Annotated in this window: 21 protein-coding genes; 2 read left to right on the forward strand and 19 right to left on the reverse strand. The window is 40.9% G+C overall.

Annotated features, from left to right (window positions below; genetic code table 11):
- Positions 1-116: 116 nt before the first annotated feature.
- The 18 genes from PI85_RS22980 to PI85_RS23060 form a co-directional block, all read right to left on the reverse strand.
- Positions 117-368 (reverse strand): hypothetical protein, encoded by a 252-nt coding sequence (locus PI85_RS22980; RefSeq protein WP_036120734.1) that lies wholly within the window; start codon positions 366-368, stop codon positions 117-119.
- A gap of 371 nt (positions 369-739) precedes the next feature.
- Entirely contained in the window at positions 740-1,315 is a 576-nt protein-coding gene (locus PI85_RS22985; RefSeq protein ID WP_036120737.1) for a recombinase family protein, read from the reverse strand.
- Positions 1,316-1,618: 303 nt separating this feature from the next.
- Complete coding sequence (locus tag PI85_RS22990) at positions 1,619-2,026, reverse strand: phBC6A51 family helix-turn-helix protein (RefSeq protein ID WP_036120740.1); 408 nt, start codon at positions 2,024-2,026, stop codon at positions 1,619-1,621.
- Positions 2,008-2,547, reverse strand: a complete 540-nt coding sequence (locus tag PI85_RS22995; protein WP_036120743.1) for a hypothetical protein — start codon at positions 2,545-2,547, stop codon at positions 2,008-2,010. Before PI85_RS22995 ends, PI85_RS22990 begins: the two co-directional genes overlap by 19 nt.
- A 70-nt stretch (positions 2,548-2,617) precedes the next feature.
- On the reverse strand, positions 2,618-2,956 hold the full coding sequence (locus PI85_RS25310) for a DUF2577 family protein (RefSeq protein ID WP_036120746.1): 339 nt from the start codon (positions 2,954-2,956) through the stop codon (positions 2,618-2,620).
- Positions 2,946-5,072: a phage tail tape measure protein gene (locus PI85_RS23005; protein ID WP_235318534.1), complete on the reverse strand. Its 2,127-nt coding sequence runs from the start codon at positions 5,070-5,072 to the stop codon at positions 2,946-2,948. Before PI85_RS23005 ends, PI85_RS25310 begins: the two co-directional genes overlap by 11 nt.
- A 53-nt stretch (positions 5,073-5,125) precedes the next feature.
- Positions 5,126-5,461 (reverse strand): hypothetical protein, encoded by a 336-nt coding sequence (locus PI85_RS23010; RefSeq protein WP_036120751.1) that lies wholly within the window; start codon positions 5,459-5,461, stop codon positions 5,126-5,128.
- Between the two features lie 83 nt (positions 5,462-5,544).
- The gene (locus tag PI85_RS23015; protein WP_036120754.1) at positions 5,545-5,775 is read right to left on the reverse strand and encodes a hypothetical protein; all 231 of its coding nucleotides are present in this window, start codon (positions 5,773-5,775) and stop codon (positions 5,545-5,547) included.
- 2 nt (positions 5,776-5,777) lie between these two features.
- Entirely contained in the window at positions 5,778-6,455 is a 678-nt protein-coding gene (locus PI85_RS23020) for a hypothetical protein (protein WP_036120757.1), read from the reverse strand.
- Positions 6,445-6,870, reverse strand: a complete 426-nt coding sequence (locus PI85_RS23025) for a hypothetical protein (protein WP_036120760.1) — start codon at positions 6,868-6,870, stop codon at positions 6,445-6,447. The genes PI85_RS23020 and PI85_RS23025 overlap by 11 nt, the downstream gene beginning before the upstream one ends.
- The gene (locus PI85_RS24495) at positions 6,871-7,044 is read right to left on the reverse strand and encodes a hypothetical protein (RefSeq protein ID WP_158499480.1); all 174 of its coding nucleotides are present in this window, start codon (positions 7,042-7,044) and stop codon (positions 6,871-6,873) included.
- Between the two features lie 141 nt (positions 7,045-7,185).
- Complete coding sequence (locus PI85_RS23030) at positions 7,186-7,740, reverse strand: HNH endonuclease (RefSeq protein WP_036120762.1); 555 nt, start codon at positions 7,738-7,740, stop codon at positions 7,186-7,188.
- A 33-nt stretch (positions 7,741-7,773) separates the two neighbouring features.
- Complete coding sequence (locus PI85_RS23035; protein WP_016995465.1) at positions 7,774-8,019, reverse strand: helix-turn-helix domain-containing protein; 246 nt, start codon at positions 8,017-8,019, stop codon at positions 7,774-7,776.
- 62 nt (positions 8,020-8,081) lie between these two features.
- Positions 8,082-9,038 (reverse strand): hypothetical protein, encoded by a 957-nt coding sequence (locus tag PI85_RS23040; RefSeq protein ID WP_036120765.1) that lies wholly within the window; start codon positions 9,036-9,038, stop codon positions 8,082-8,084.
- A 42-nt stretch (positions 9,039-9,080) separates the two neighbouring features.
- On the reverse strand, positions 9,081-10,289 hold the full coding sequence (locus PI85_RS23045; protein ID WP_036120769.1) for a DEAD/DEAH box helicase family protein: 1,209 nt from the start codon (positions 10,287-10,289) through the stop codon (positions 9,081-9,083).
- Between the two features lie 274 nt (positions 10,290-10,563).
- Positions 10,564-10,758, reverse strand: a complete 195-nt coding sequence (locus PI85_RS23050; protein WP_036120772.1) for a hypothetical protein — start codon at positions 10,756-10,758, stop codon at positions 10,564-10,566.
- Positions 10,759-11,043: 285 nt separating this feature from the next.
- A complete protein-coding gene (locus tag PI85_RS23055; RefSeq protein WP_042737430.1) occupies positions 11,044-11,511 on the reverse strand; it encodes a DUF3102 domain-containing protein in 468 nt (155 codons plus the stop codon).
- A 491-nt stretch (positions 11,512-12,002) separates the two neighbouring features.
- The gene (locus tag PI85_RS23060) at positions 12,003-12,260 is read right to left on the reverse strand and encodes a hypothetical protein (RefSeq protein WP_036120776.1); all 258 of its coding nucleotides are present in this window, start codon (positions 12,258-12,260) and stop codon (positions 12,003-12,005) included.
- Positions 12,261-12,402: 142 nt separating this feature from the next.
- Here PI85_RS23060 and PI85_RS23065 point away from each other — a divergent pair, with 142 nt between their 5' ends.
- Together PI85_RS23065 and PI85_RS23070 are read left to right on the forward strand one after the other, a co-directional pair.
- Positions 12,403-12,600 (forward strand): helix-turn-helix transcriptional regulator, encoded by a 198-nt coding sequence (locus PI85_RS23065; protein ID WP_036120779.1) that lies wholly within the window; start codon positions 12,403-12,405, stop codon positions 12,598-12,600.
- A gap of 304 nt (positions 12,601-12,904) precedes the next feature.
- The gene (locus tag PI85_RS23070; protein WP_036120781.1) at positions 12,905-13,528 is read left to right on the forward strand and encodes a hypothetical protein; all 624 of its coding nucleotides are present in this window, start codon (positions 12,905-12,907) and stop codon (positions 13,526-13,528) included.
- A gap of 709 nt (positions 13,529-14,237) precedes the next feature.
- On the opposite strand, the gene PI85_RS23075 is transcribed toward PI85_RS23070, so the two are convergent.
- Positions 14,238-15,014 (reverse strand): tyrosine-type recombinase/integrase, encoded by a 777-nt coding sequence (locus PI85_RS23075; RefSeq protein ID WP_235318535.1) that lies wholly within the window; start codon positions 15,012-15,014, stop codon positions 14,238-14,240.
- Positions 15,015-15,350: the final 336 nt, after the last annotated feature.

Consider the following 15,350-nt stretch of genomic DNA (forward strand, 5'->3'; position numbering starts at 1 on the left):
AATCATACGTACGCGCATCGAATAAATATACTTTTCTATTCATCGTTTAATGGCGATGTATAGTTGCTTGTTACGGAACATTTTACCGACATTTCTACGTAATAGCAAGAGGAAACTTAAACGATAATTCCGTTCAATAATTCTAACGCCTTTAATTTCGACAACTCAACGTCATTCGGTACGATACGATTTTTTACAAGCATAATCATCGCCACTGCTCTTTCATTGAAAAACCAATCGCCGTTTTCGTCCTTAATTGCGAATAGAGTATTATATTGCGTAAAGAATACCGCTAAACTCTGTACCGATCTTACGCTATACCCTGTACGCTCTGCGACTTCTTTAGAGCTTAAATTGTAATTACTCATACGACAATACTACCTCTCCGCGACGTCGACAATCGCTTCTCCCTCGGTAAAATTACTATACAACCTACAACTATAAAAAACAAGACTGAAATCGACCACAAACCCTCGTCATTACTGCGTTAATTACGTTTTCAGTAATTAATAACGTTTAGAGTTATTTCCTATTAAATAGATTGCGTCAGTTTTACGTCTTTCAGACGGTTCTACGCGTACAACTACCCTACTTTGCGAATGTCGATGCGTCTGACAGTGCAAAAAGTCGGCTTGTTTTAAAAATGATGTATGTAATTCTCGAGTACCAGATGACGCCGTTCCGAATCGATGGCCTTGGGGGGTCACGCACTTTCAACGCAAAAAAAGAACGACCAACATTAATCGTTGATCGCTTCGTTAGCTTTACGTTTTGCACTTTCTCTTTTCAGTGTAGCAATTGAAATGCCCGTCAATTCTGCAACTTGCGTAAAGCTATGTATTTCCTTCAACTTCATAGCGTGGTCTAGCTGTTGCTTAGTATACGTCGGTTTACGTCCTTCGCGATAACCTTCACGCTGCTTTGCTACCGCTTTACCCTCGTTTAATCGTTCTACAATCATATCGCGTTCAAACTGTGCGAAGGCAAAGAAGATGTTACGTACTAGTGTAGATGCCGATGTATTATCGAGTAGCCCGATATTGAGTATGTGTACCTTAATACCGCGGTCTAGTAAAGTTTGTACTAGGTCACTACCCTTAGTAGCAGAACGCGCAAAACGATCCATTTTAGTTACTACCAACGTATCGCCTTCGTTAAGGCTCGCCAGTAGCTTATCGAACTCCGGTCTTTCCGTCGTCGTACCTGTAAACTTTTCACTGTAAATAACTTCACAGCCTTCCGCCTTTAACTGGTCGATTTGCGCCTGTAAATCCTGTCCTTGCGTTGATACCCTAGCGTATCCGTATTTAGTCATTTCATCCGCCCCTTAAATGATACCGAGTTGCGATACCGTTCTATACGTTGATAATACTACATCGTCTAAACGGTGTCAATTCTTTTAAGTTACGATACCGAATACAGATACGTAAATTGTCAGATAACGATTTGTTTTCAAGGTAGCGCGTCCGCCAGCGCCTTCTGCCCGATGTTTTCTCGTATTTCGGAAGTAAACGGAATCATATCGCTATTTCAGCGCATAAAAAAAGAGCGAAGTCAGCACGTAGCCAACCTCGCATTTATAACACTTTAACGCACTAAAACGTTGATATATCGCCGTTTACAGCTTTTCTTTAATACTCGCTAATTTTGCGGCAACCGCCTGTTCGTCAACTTCCTTACCTTTTACCTCAATTTCCGCACGATCAACAAGCATACCTTCCGTTTGCATGTACAGTTTCATATGCGAAGCGTTGCCGTCCACACAACCTTGAATAAGCGCTTGCATAACACGTGTACGATTATCCGTTAAATACTTACTCGTTATCGCAACTTTGTATTCAAGCATAGCTGGCAGATGACGCCAGTTACGAAGAGTCCGGTCTGTAATTCCGATTTCTTTTGCTATATCCGTATATGATTTTCGTTTGCCTATCGGAAGTAAGTCATTTTCGTATAAAAGTTCAGCTGCTTTCGCCTGGTCTATCGTAAGTTCTTTTAAGATTTCGTTTAGTGTTCTAGTAGCCATGCCGCTAATTCCTCCTTTTTAGTTTCGTAATATTCGTCGAATGTTCCTCGTTCTCCATCTGCATAACCGTCGTCAAACCGTTCTTTATAGTAAACATGATAAGGATAACCATCGATTGTTTTAACAATCATCTCCGCTAACTTGGCGTAATCTAATTGTGGCTTTCCTTCAACTGCTGCCTTTAGATAAATTTTCGATAGGAATACGCATTTACTCCGTAGTATGTCGTCCTTGCATTCTGCCGCAATATCTAATATCGCTTGCCATTCAAGTAATTTCGGCTGCTCTCCAACTAATACAATTTCCTTTGCTTCGAGAATTAGCGAAGCATATTCCGCAAGAAATCTCTTAATCTCCGTCAAGTGTTTGTAATATGCTTGCTCCGCCCAAACGTCGCTCACAACCGGTTTATATGAAGGCTGCTGTAATATACAATATCCACGCTCAATATCGGCTGCAGCCTCTTCTTCCTTTAAGCGTTTTAAGTCTGCGCGGATACGTTCAATATCAAGAGTCGTCATTTCGTCATTCCTCATTTCGTTTTATTAGAAAAAGCAAGCACCGATGTAATTCCGATGCCTGCCTTAGTTGTTATTCGTCTGATAACGATAATACATATAGTTGTTGCTGATGTTCCGGCTCGAATACTAGCACCCGAACGCCTACTTTCAGCTTATTGTCGTACTCAATAGTCGCGAACTGTTCGTTAATCCTCACTGTTTCTGTATACGGCAATAAGTGCGGATTACAAACAATAAACGGATCAGGTGTTTCGACGGTGTCACCGTCAAGGAGAATACTAATTGGACTCTCACTCGTAACTGTTGCTTTCTTTATAGTACCTCCAGGATTATATCCGAAGGCTCGGATTGATTCGAATAAGCGGGTGGCACCACTGCCCTCTTTAGGAATCTTAGAACTAGTAGCCAACCTGCATCGCCTTCTCTCCTATTAATTTAGCTAATTTAAAAGCAATTTCATCAATATCTGAGTCTTTACGAACTTCCATTTTTGCAATGTTAATAGTAGGCATACTAGAACCTCCACCGGCTTGACCGTTACGATATGCCTCGGCATCCTGGCGATTTAGCACGGCCTCACCCTTGTGTAATACGGCTCTGTATCCGTCATACCTAACGTTGTCTAAACCGTGATAGTGCGAGCCGTCTGGTTTACTGTTCCCACCGCCCGGTATCAACTTCTTCGCCCAACTAACAGCGCCAGAGCCGATATTGCCGATCCAGTCCGGAATCTTCACCTTGCCGAGAATGCTCGTAAACTCCCGTAAATAGCCTGCAGCCTTGCTTATCCATCCGCCAACCTTTTGGAATACTGGTGACAAAGCGTCAACAATCTCCGAAGCTGCTCCGAATGCTTGCGTAAATCCTCCGGCTAGGAACGCTACAAACGGACCTACAATCGTATCCCATACTAAGCGCAATACCTTAAAGGCTGCGCCAATCGCTGCTCCTAGAAGCTCAAACATCGGGCCGGCAAAACTCCATAGTAATTTGAATGCTTTCATAACGAATACGATCGCAGGAGCAAGAATGTTGTTCCACGCAAGCATCGCGACATCAGCTACGATTTTTAATGCGTCCCATAAAGCGCTAAGAATCGGCTGCACATACGACCAAAACGTTTGGATTATAGGCAATACGTATTCAACGATGCTCATAAATACGCTGATAAACTGTTCTTTCAGCGTAGTAAACCGTGTCACTATTGCGCTGATAGCTTCGGGAGAAATTAGCATTTCCAGTACGCCTTTAAATCCGCCAGTTTTAAACGCCGTCATCAAACCGGAGATTTTCGCCTTAATTCCGTCAACTATCGAGTTAATCTGATTCGCAATATCAGGCGGAAATAGTGCGCTGATTAAACCGCCTGTGCCGCCCGTCTTAAATGCGGACCATAGCGATTTCACCTTGCCGACTATGCCATCGATTGCTCCTCGGAACATTTCGCTATTGTCGTAGAGCGCTTTGAATCCGACTACTGCTGCGGCTATTCCCATTGCTATAAGTGCTATCGGATTTGCCAACGCGGAAATTGTTCCTACTACAGCTAGCGCAGCTACAAAAGTGCCAATCGCTCCTGCTACGTATGCTATTTGTGTTCGCCATTTCACGAATATATCGTATAAAGCAATCGCTTTATCTGTGGCTTTAGCAAGCATACCTCCCAGCTTATTACTGATAGATGTCGTATCAAGACCATCAAACATTTTATTTATTCGCCTTAAAAAGTCTCCTAACTTTGTATTGCTTTCCGTTCCCATATTTCTAAAGAATGTTTGTGACTTCTCCTCGATTTGCGACCACAAACCTTTTGTTGTATTCGCCATATTATTAACCATTTCATCATCTACACCCATTTTGGTTAATAATTTATCTAAGCCAGCCATCTTAGCAGACATTCCGTCCATTTTAGTGATTTTTTGCAATTCCTTTTTATCTAATCCGACTGCCTCGTACATTGAAACATAGTCACCTTGCATAAGCTCTTTTGTCGAGAAAGCTGCCTGCTGAGTGTCTACGCCAGAAAGTGCTTGTATACGTTCAACTAGTCCCCAAACTTGTTTTAACTCATCAAGGTTCTTACTGATTCCTATGAACGCTTTTGAGTTTGTCATCATATCCGTACTGTTCAATACCGGACTATCAATTGCCGCCTTTTCTACCATTTGAAGATACTTTTTAGCTTGCTTATCATCGCCAAACATTCCACTAATAGCCATCGCATTTTGTTCGTAGTTTGCTGCGGCTCCAATCGTCAAATTTAGCAATTTAGCAGCACCGTTCGCTCCTACGTATGCGCCAGCTAGCCCTATTAATGCGGATTGCATCCCACGTAATGAGGCACTAACTCCGTCTGCACCTACACGCAATGAAGTGACTCGAGTTGCAAATCCACCCATACGATTTGATGCCGAAGAAACAGCGCCACCCAAACGGTTGGTTGCCGATTGCGCTCTCGACATACTTTCGCTAGTAGTACGGCTCGTACGGTTCATGCGCTCCATCAATTGCGTTAATCTTCGCATACGGGACGATCCCTGGTCCCTCATTCTGAAAACTGCCGTTAGATTAATGGCCATTAGATACTATCAACTCTCTTTGCGACTATATCTGCTAGACGGTCAGCTTGTTGACTTGCCGTAATGTATCGTTTGCGTGCGCTTCTATCACCCTCGGCATATTCGATAGCTGCATTCAGCGCCTCTAATCGTTTACGAGCATGGTCCGCTTGGATACGGCCACTCATTGCAATAGCTAGTAATGGTACTTTTAAATCGGCTGCCAGTTTAACCTTAACTTGCGGAACTTTACCGTGAAGGCGTTCCACTTCTACTACAAACTTAGCTGCAGCAAGTATTACTTCGTTATCGTCTAGTAATTGCGTTACTTCCTGCTTACGTTTGATTATTTTCATCCCTTATATCCCCCTCGCATTTTTTGCATAGAAAAAGGCACAACGTTGAATTAAAACACGTCATGCCTTGCGTTAATATTGCGTTATTCAGTTTGCTCTTGTTGGGAAGCTCTTTTAACATTTGCGTATAAAACTTTCGATTCTATTGAACCGAGTGCTCTAGCGACTTGCATTGCGATTGCTACGTCCTGCTGCTCGATTGTGCCTTCTTGCAATTTCTGTTTTAATCCAGATTCTACTATGCGGAAATTAACACCTTTTCCCTTCGCTTGTTGTGCTAACAAAGCTTCTACATGTTCGTTATATTTACTCATTATTATTTCGCTCCTTTAGTCTTTGTTGGTACTTCTGCGATATATTCAAAATCGTTCGGCTCATTCCCGTGTGTAAATCGGCTAACCTGGTTGTATACCTCACGTACTCCGTTGATAGCGCCTTGGCTCCACATAACATTCGCTGTACCTGTCGGGTGAGCTATTGACATAATCCCGCTCGTTTTACCTTCGTAACGATTAGCTTTAGAAATTTCAACCATTTCCTCACGTAAATATCCATAAGCATCTTCACCATCGCGATGGTCAATGATACAGCTAATTAACAAATCTCGCGCCATTTTTAATTTTGCGTGCACGATCGGTTCATACTCTGCACGAACTTGAGGCACAAATACGTTTTGATATTCGTCTACTACATCTACAGACGAAATCTTACCTTCCGGCATAGCCGCGTGTGCTAAACGAGCATCACGCTCCCGTCGTGCTACAACCTCTTTTTGTAGCGCAATGTCATCGTCAATTTTAGCTAGTTGCTCAGTTGCATCTGTGTCATGTTTAACGCTCTCTGTAAATGTGTGCTCATACTGAGTCTGCAACTCACTTAAACGTGCACGGGCATTTTTCAAGTCTGTTTGATACTGCTGGTGTTTCGCTGCTCGTTCAGCGCCTTCTTCTTTGTAATCTTGCAATAATTTAAATTCGTGTTCTTTAATTGCCATCTGATTTTATCCCCTTTGTTTTCAGTATTTGAATAATCTTTTCTAACTTATCGATGCACCACAATCGCCATGTCGGAATAACAGGCGTTGGCTGTTCGTCTTGCTTGTCCAGCTCAAATAATTCGACCAACATTTCCTCGTTACGGGCGATCTGCTCGCGCGTTCCTTCGACTTCTCTGCGATAAATCACCGGAAACTGTGCGCTCATTAATTCTCGATATAATTCTTGGCTATCCGTCTGTAGCTCATTTATTTCATACGCATATAAATCGTCTAGCAAGTCGATAACATCGTCATAAGGCTTTGAGATTTCACCAATTAAATCGGATATGCCTCGTTCATCCGTTTGGTAAATTACCAGTGAAATGAACGGAACATCTCGCAAATTGACGATTGAAAGTAAGGCGAAACGCAATTAATCACCGTCCTTTAATAACTGCTCAATTACATAATTAGCTGCCTCTGATTGCGCAAAATAGCGAGCATCTAGCGTTGCAACATCTTCCGGCAAGAATATCCGATGCTGGCGTTCTCCCTCGTCGATGTAAACGCAATGTTCTCCGTTGTCATTACTGTAGTAAATCTGCATTAATAAAACACCATCCCATTAATTACTCGCGGCCTTGGCGGTCGCTGTCCGTGGATTTCGATACCATTTCGATTGAATTGTTTCTTTCTTCGTTTCGGCTTCGCTCGCTTACCTTCGCCGTGATAATTCGATGAATACTTTTTATGCTCCATATCGTTTCATTTCCTCGCTTTCTTCTTTAAAGCCCTGTTTCCAGGCTTCGATTTCTTGTTCGTTTGCCTTGTGTTTTAAGAAACGACTCGCGAATTGTTTAACAAACTCATGCCAAAGCTCGTCTGTGAATTTTTCGCTAGATTGATAGAAATCATAAACATGCTGTCTATGCTTTTTTGAGTTACAACTACGGCAACAAACGACGATATTTTCGTCTATATTGTGACCTAGATATACATGATCGACTGTAGCCTCTGTTGACTCCCGTTTACCTCGCGTCATTTCTACGTCACAATAGGCGCAATTTGTAGCGCTCAATACTTCTTCAATTGTTGCTTCCGTATAGAGATTGACCGTGTTATGGCGGTATACATGCTTGCGGAATCGTTCACGGATGTATGAGGAGCTTTCAAAACGTGCTTGACTGCGACACGCCTTGCACTGATATTCTCGTCCTTGTGGAGCTTTTGGGCGTCGAGTGAATTCGGTTAGATTCTTAATTTCTTTGCAAGTACGACATTTGCGTGTTATTTCATTAATCATTGGCTCTCATCTCCTAAAACACTTTACTTTTAATTAAATTTGTGTTATTGTGTAATCATGGATAATTCCATTTAACTTTTCGAAACTGCGCAAAAAAGCAATAAACTCATCTGTTATTTCAAACTGTCGAGTAATCGCTGCTAACAACGCCGCAGACGGATATTTCCGCATGTTCTCCACTTCACTAATCGTTGTTCGAGCGAAGCCGATTTTTGAAGCGAACTTTTCTTGAGTCAAACCATGATACGAACGTAGTGCCTTAATCGTGTGTGGTTTCATCACTTGTCCTCCTTTGTATATAATTGTTCAATTTTGACACTAAGTGCATAAAATAAAATGGGCTATCGCCCTCTACTTATATAGGGATTTGTCCGACGTATAATCTGCCTGTAAACACTGATAATATCAACTTTTTCTGCATTTTCAAGAGCCTTCTCTGCTTCATCTAACGAGCTATATGTTACAACTTTTCCATGTTCATAACTTACCTTTTTCGACTTCGCTTTAAATGCTGGCTTTTTCTTCGCAATCTCCGTTTCGATATCATTTTCTAGGTAAACTTGCTCATGAAGTCTATATCGATCATCTACCGACTCTCCATAAATAGGCGCATAATATTCAACCGGCAAATACGAGCCTGTGCTTTTAAATCGTTTTGTTGCATCGTACGAGGCTTTGCGGCAAACGTCGCAACAAAATCGGCTATCTACTCGCTTTGGTTTCGCATTACGGAAATTATCACCTTCCATAGCGAACATATTCAGGCAAAACATATACTTACATCTTCGAAACTTCTTACGTTGTTGGACGTAATACGAGTAATCTAGTACGGTAGAATAATACGGTAGAGCCTCGAATCCAAACGTGTAAATCAACGCCATATATCGAAATAGCGACCATTCGATTATCGACATTAAATCGTTATATAAATCTGTAATTGTAAATTCGGAACGCTCAACGTATGCCCGATCATTAACAGGCGGTTGTGTTCTAAGACTCTCACGATCAATATGCTCCGAATATTTAGCGAGTTCTCTAGCCATCCCTTCCAACGTTGTAACCTTCGCAGTTTTTAGTGCTATGTCATCCGCATTTGCGTAGCATTCTAGTATTGATGGTCTTTTAACTTTTGGAATATCATCGCTATACTTGACGTTATGGTAAGCCTTGATAATTTTTTCAGTATAAATAGAACCTGGATAAACGTTTTCATATGTTATCGTAACGCCTTCTGCTTCTGCGATTTCAATTAATGCGCGACCCGCTCGTCGTAATTCAGCTGCAACTATTTTCGTCATACCCATTTCCCCTTTAGTAGAATTTTTTTGTAGAATCAACCTTTATATCTCGTAATTCGCCCACTTTTCAAGAACATCACGCATACGTTGAGCTGGAATATATGCATGAATCGCCTCACCTTTACGTATACGACTGCGGAAAATCCATTGAACTAACTCGCTGACTGCGTATAATTCTTCCTCTACTTTTTCGCCGTTTTCTTGGAAGAACGTTAGCTTATTTCTATTCATATATCGATTTAGTAAGTAAGCAACTGCTCGTCTGTCTGTGTATTCATTCGTAGCGCGGGCGTTATGTGCGATAAAACAACCTTTATATCCCCTTGGTGATAACGAAGGCTCCACTTCCTTTAATGTCGAGATGTAAACGTCTGCAGCTTTTGCATTATCCGCATATCGTCTAAAAAAGTTAGAAGTGTTATCCCGAATCTTCTTCAATGTATCAGCGTCATAATTTCGTAACTTAGACTGACTAAGCGCACCATTCCCACTCCCTACGTCATTTAATTTCCCCTCATATACAGTAATTAACGCTCGTAACTGCTCTCGATTTTCTCGACGCACATCGTATTCAACTAATTCGTACCTATCTCCGACTTTTTCAACCGCCTTGAAATCGTACTCAAATCCGTAAATATTGAAGTAATATTTTTGCATTTGACACTTGAAAAGGTACGTTAAAATGTAAGCCCTCGGAAATGCCTTAAACACAGCCGGTGGAAACGCCCAAACCATGAAGTTGCCACGAAATAAGTAAAGATTACCAGCTTGCGCCAACTCTCGAATATCTCGATACCGCGAATCATCGTTAGGATCCCCCGTCCATTCGACCTGCATAGTGTCGGTGTTTAGTTTGACGTCACCATTTTGAATTAATCGACGAATATCCGCTTTTTTAATTGGTACATCTGAAACAATGTCCATTACTTCGTCCAGGATTAGCGTATAGCCACTTTGTTCTAGCAACTCGATTAATTCATCGTCAGCGCGAGAGAATAATTCGTGTGTAGTCGCAATATCTGCACCAATCGCGATTAATTGTTTTAAATGCGTCATCTTAGGTCCGCCACCGATATGTAGAGGCTCTAAGAAATTTCGGTCTTTTACATTTTCGCGGATACGTGTAATTTCTGATTTAAAAGGTGTCACGAATACAAACCTATCTAACGGACTTGCTTCGTTCATGTACTGAATTGCATAATTCGTCTTACCACTACCCATTACTGAATCAATTACTGTAATATTCGTCATCATAATACCTCCGATTAATATTGTTTTTGCGACATCTCCGTCGCAGAATTTCGTAGAAACGTTGATATATCAAGGTTTACAGCGTATGTCCCTTAAAGATAATAGACGATATATTAGTTATTGCTATGCAAGACAGCGTCAGCTGGCTTAAGTGTTTTAACTTACTTTTGATGTCTTTATTAAATGATTAAAACCCTTTGCGTCGGCTAAAGCCTCCGCAGCTATCAATCTATCAATTAATTACGATAGAATAGATGACAAAACTAGATGCCGATTACTGCGTTTGAGGCCGTCGAGAACTTTTAGCAAGAATTTCATCAATAAGATACGATCGTTCAAATATAAATACAAGTTTGCCCCGCTTATGTCGACTAGGTTCCATTTTGATTAGGGCCTGTCCTGCATCGATGATTTCCTGTGCTACTTGGCGAGAATGGATTACGATAAATTTTTCGTTTTTCGCTTGCATTGCTGTTCATCCTCCTGTATAATGACATTATAAATTGATATTTGATAATATAGGTTAACTCTGCACAAAACAGACATACCAACTTTTATTATATCGTCAGCACTTGCGGAATGTAAAGTGCTTTTTTGCATTTTTTTAATCTTTTTTCCTTCTATTACATATACCCGAACGAAAACTCAGTTTCGGACATGAATCTAATAATTTTCTCCCTACTATACATGCACACTTGAATTTTCCGTTTAGGGACAACTTTTCGCAAAAGTTTATTTCCTACTTACTTTAACGTTAAATCCCCCTTTCGTTTTGTCGTGTGAGTATTTCTTCGCTACGTTCCTTTTCGGCGAGCATTGCATTCTTACGTTTCAATTCTGCCTTTACCTCACGCAGTTCTCGCACAGTCATTTCATCTACCGTCTTTACCTCGCCAGTTGACGGAATTGTGTGCTGTTGATCGCGCTGTTCGATTGGTATTTGTGCGATTTCATATAACGCCTTAATTCCGATATTGCGTCCCGAGACGTAATTTGCATCAAACTCCGAAGCAATACGCATAAGGCGATTAGCCGTGTCCCACTTAATCTCAATTGATTCGAGCCACTTACCAAACTCTCCATGTGCTAAATCGCATTCCTTAACGTGCTTCAACCGTTTACCAATCTCGAATATCGCTTCGCCAGCCACACGTTGATATGCATTAATTTCGGCTGTAATAACATGTATGTCGTTCGAGAGTGTTTGAACTTCGTTTGCCATTCCGTTAATTCTCCTTTCGTTTTAGACGTCTTAAGGCTCGCATGATAATTACTACTACCGCTATGCTTGAACGCTTAAATCAACGGGTTTAGCATGGGAAAACAAAAGGCTAGAAACGTTTGCAGCCGCCCCTAGCCTCGTTGGTCAATGTTGCAGCAAAGACCGCATTTCCCCATCTATATAAAACACTCCAAGTTTTGTGATGAACGTCCGCCAAAACGTTCGGTTTTCCTTCTCTATCGATCGTCCGTCGCCAATCCGCAACTATGCTGTATATTCTCGAATGTATGTAAACGTGTCAGGAATCCGTCCAATCACGTTTCAAGTTGCCTTCACCATTAATGTTAGTCGTGCGCCAATCACGCTAAGAGGTGGAGTAATATTTTCCATTACGCCTAGAAACTGCCATACCGGTACAAACTACGTATAATTCACCGTATTAAATTCCTGTATCAGCCTCCGATACCGTATTTTTATTTGAAAATTACGTATTAAGCTAACAATTTTGGTGCTTGCGCTAAAAAGGATAAGAGTTCAATTGGCTCACATGTGTCCAGTTCTGAGAACAGTTTAGCAACAGTTTCATCCCAGGCAAATAATACCTCGTTATCTCCAATATAAAGAACTGCGTCATCCGCATATCCTGGCTGCTTAAAAACCTCTAGGTATACCCCTTCAATAATCTGAGTTCTCTCAACAACGTAGCTATAGTCTGGCTCAATTTCTACGATTTGCATTTGCGTAAACATGATATTACCTCCTTTTCAGTCATTAATTATTCCTTAAATTCATAATAAATGAATAATATGACTATGTCAACATAAAATATGAACTAAATTCATAAATTATGATATATTTGATTTTACAATACATAAAAGGATGGTTTATAAAATGAATATCACAAAGAAAATTAAATTACTTCTTGTAGAAAATGAAATGACTGCAACACAATTAGCAGAAAAGATAGGGACTACTCAATCAAACTTATCTAAGAAAATGAAAAATGAGAGTTACACTGTATCTGACCTAGAAAAGATTGCAGAAGTACTTAATATGGAGCTAATCGTCGATTTTAAATCGAAAAATTAGCATAAGAAAAGCGCTCTAGCTTATTGCTAGGCGCTCTTTTTATTTACTTTGCTTTTTATGCGATTTCTTCTTTTGTAACGGAATACCAGCTTCTTTAGAATGTTTAATGATATTAGCGGCCAATTCTGCAGCCAACTCTTTTTTCGTTTTCTCCATCGTGACACCTCCGGAAATACTTATGTACAAGCAGTATCGCCAGGCCACTAAAATTTTAATCATAAGAGCCTCTTCCCTGACGTACGATAGTGGTGTAACGACAGGAGAACAGTGTCACAAACTTAAATCGGCTTTGGGAGGCGAGGAAGTGCAAAAGGGAAGTGCAAGAAAGGTCCGTGCGGATAAAAAACGAGATGTGAGGCCGACTGTTCCAATTGAATTAAAAGACACAATTTATCGTATTAGCTATGTTATCGATACGCCCGTTAAGAACATCGTAGAAACAATTTGTTTATTTGGACTAGATTCACGGAAGGTCATCACTCACCTCTCCGAAAATTTCAAACGTAATGTAAGATTCCACAACACACTTTTTATGGGCGATATTAATAAACCGTCGGTGCAACGACTTAAGCCAGGAACCAGGACAGAAAGGATCAGCACTAGACTAAAACAACCAGACTATGAAAACCTCGTAACACTCGCATTCGCACTCGATGTAACACCTTCGCGGGCTTGCTCTTTACTACTTGATGCTAGTATTCGTCACAGTGACTTTGTTAATAGTTACTTCCAACAGCATTTATCCGAAACTCTTAATTTCAATAGGATGGTAGAGTTAAAGAAGATTATTAGTTTTATAAATACGAATAGTCCTTACGATGAATCGGTATCGTGGCTCGCATTAGTTTCATATATCTACGCAGAAATAAAAGATAGCGCAGTCTCTTTCAACGATACGCTTAACGATTTCATCGACAAATGGAAATAAGTAATTTTATTTACGCTCTATGTATTTATTTTGATATTTTAGTAGTTTTACGCTTGACAGTATTTTAGGCTTACCGCCATCATGGAGCCGGCAACATGGACAACGGCTTGGACGCAGTTCGTCTGCCTACACGCTGATAGTACGAAATAGTAGACGTAGTTATCAGTCATGTAAGACAGACGAACGCAATTTACATGGATCAGTATAACTATGGTATCCGTATTGTATCGCCGTATGTATTCGCAGAACTCTCGCTCTAACATGTCTACTATCTACTTCTGCCCCCGATAGCCGTTAAATCCCGTATAAGTGCCTTACACTTATCGTGAACGCATATCCGACTAGCTGCGGAACTCTGCGACATATTTAACGAGTGACACGTCCTACAACGCCCGTAAGCGTTCAGACCTTCCCACCTGACCGTACAATGCCCGTCAGCGGCATTCAGACACAAAGCGCACATACGGCGACGCTTATAGCGTGTCCTAACGATATTTACTGCATCGGCTATCGTACAAACCGGTCAAGTTTAGCGTGTTACTAGGCATTCCACGTCGGACTCCCGAAAATAGGCGCACTTAAATAAAGCCTAGACGTTGAAATTTTTTCGAAAAGGCTGTACAATAGCCGTACATTGGTGTGTATGCTATCGTTTTTCGGTAGTCATATTCAGTTAAGGTCGAGTGTTAGCGCACTCGACTTTTTCTTTTTATAAATTCATTTCGTTCAATGGCGAATATTTACGTCCAATCTTTAAAATATCAGTCTGCTCTAAACCTCTTAAGTATTTAGAGGTCATAGAAGCGTCGTAGTGGCCGAGTAAACGGCTTAGGCTATACATATCAATTCCATTACGAATCTGCGCCTGTGCGTAATAATGACGGCAATCATGAGGACTTGCGCGCAACTCTTTACGTACTTTTACATTGTCACTACGATATCTTAAAATTCGATTGATTCTCGACCTGTGCAACTTATGGCCGGATTGATCGAGGAAATAATAATCCTCTATTTCTTCAAAATGTGGCTTATCGAATTTAATCGCCTTAGCCTTTTCATATTTCCGCATATACTTCCGCATCGTCTTACTGATATAAACCAATCTTTCCTTCGAACCTTTTCCGCGGATTAGCACGCTATCCGAACGTATGTCATCTTTCTTAATCCCGCACAACTCACTGACACGGATTCCTGTATCGAATAAAAACGCGAGCATGCACTTGTCGCGGATATTTGAATAAGTAACTTCTGGAATGGCCAATAAAATTCGTTTTACCTCGTCATCATTGAATGTGGTGATAATACGCTTGTCCTCCCGTAAGTCCTTAATTTTACGTGCAGGGTTTTCTAATTCATCGAGATATTCCTCCTCGACTAAATAGTTAAAGAACAACCGAATAGTCGAGATACTACCGTTAATTGTGGTATTCCTTTCAGCGCCTAACTCCTGACAATATCCGATATAGCTACGAATGTGCGACGGCACTACTTCGTCAATCATCTCAATTCCGCAAACCGAGCGTGTGTATTCGTACCATCTACCGAGCCTATGACGGCATAAATCGATATACTTTGGCGCTTTGCCTTCGACTCGCTGCGTTAAATGAAAGTCTTTGATTAAGTCACTAATTTTACGCATAAAAAAACTCCCTTCCGACCTAACGCATTAAACGTTAAATAGAAAGAGAGTATATTTTATTCGATAATAGTTGCACGTTTTAGAACGCTATTTTATACAGTAGTTCCATCAACCGTTGGTATGACGGCATTTCTACGCAATAGCATCGCTAATTGTACGCATCCTATTCCCACTCAATCGTTG

Source organism: Lysinibacillus sp. A1 (genome assembly GCF_000801965.1).
Classification (GTDB): Bacteria; Bacillota; Bacilli; order Bacillales_A; family Planococcaceae; genus Lysinibacillus; species Lysinibacillus fusiformis.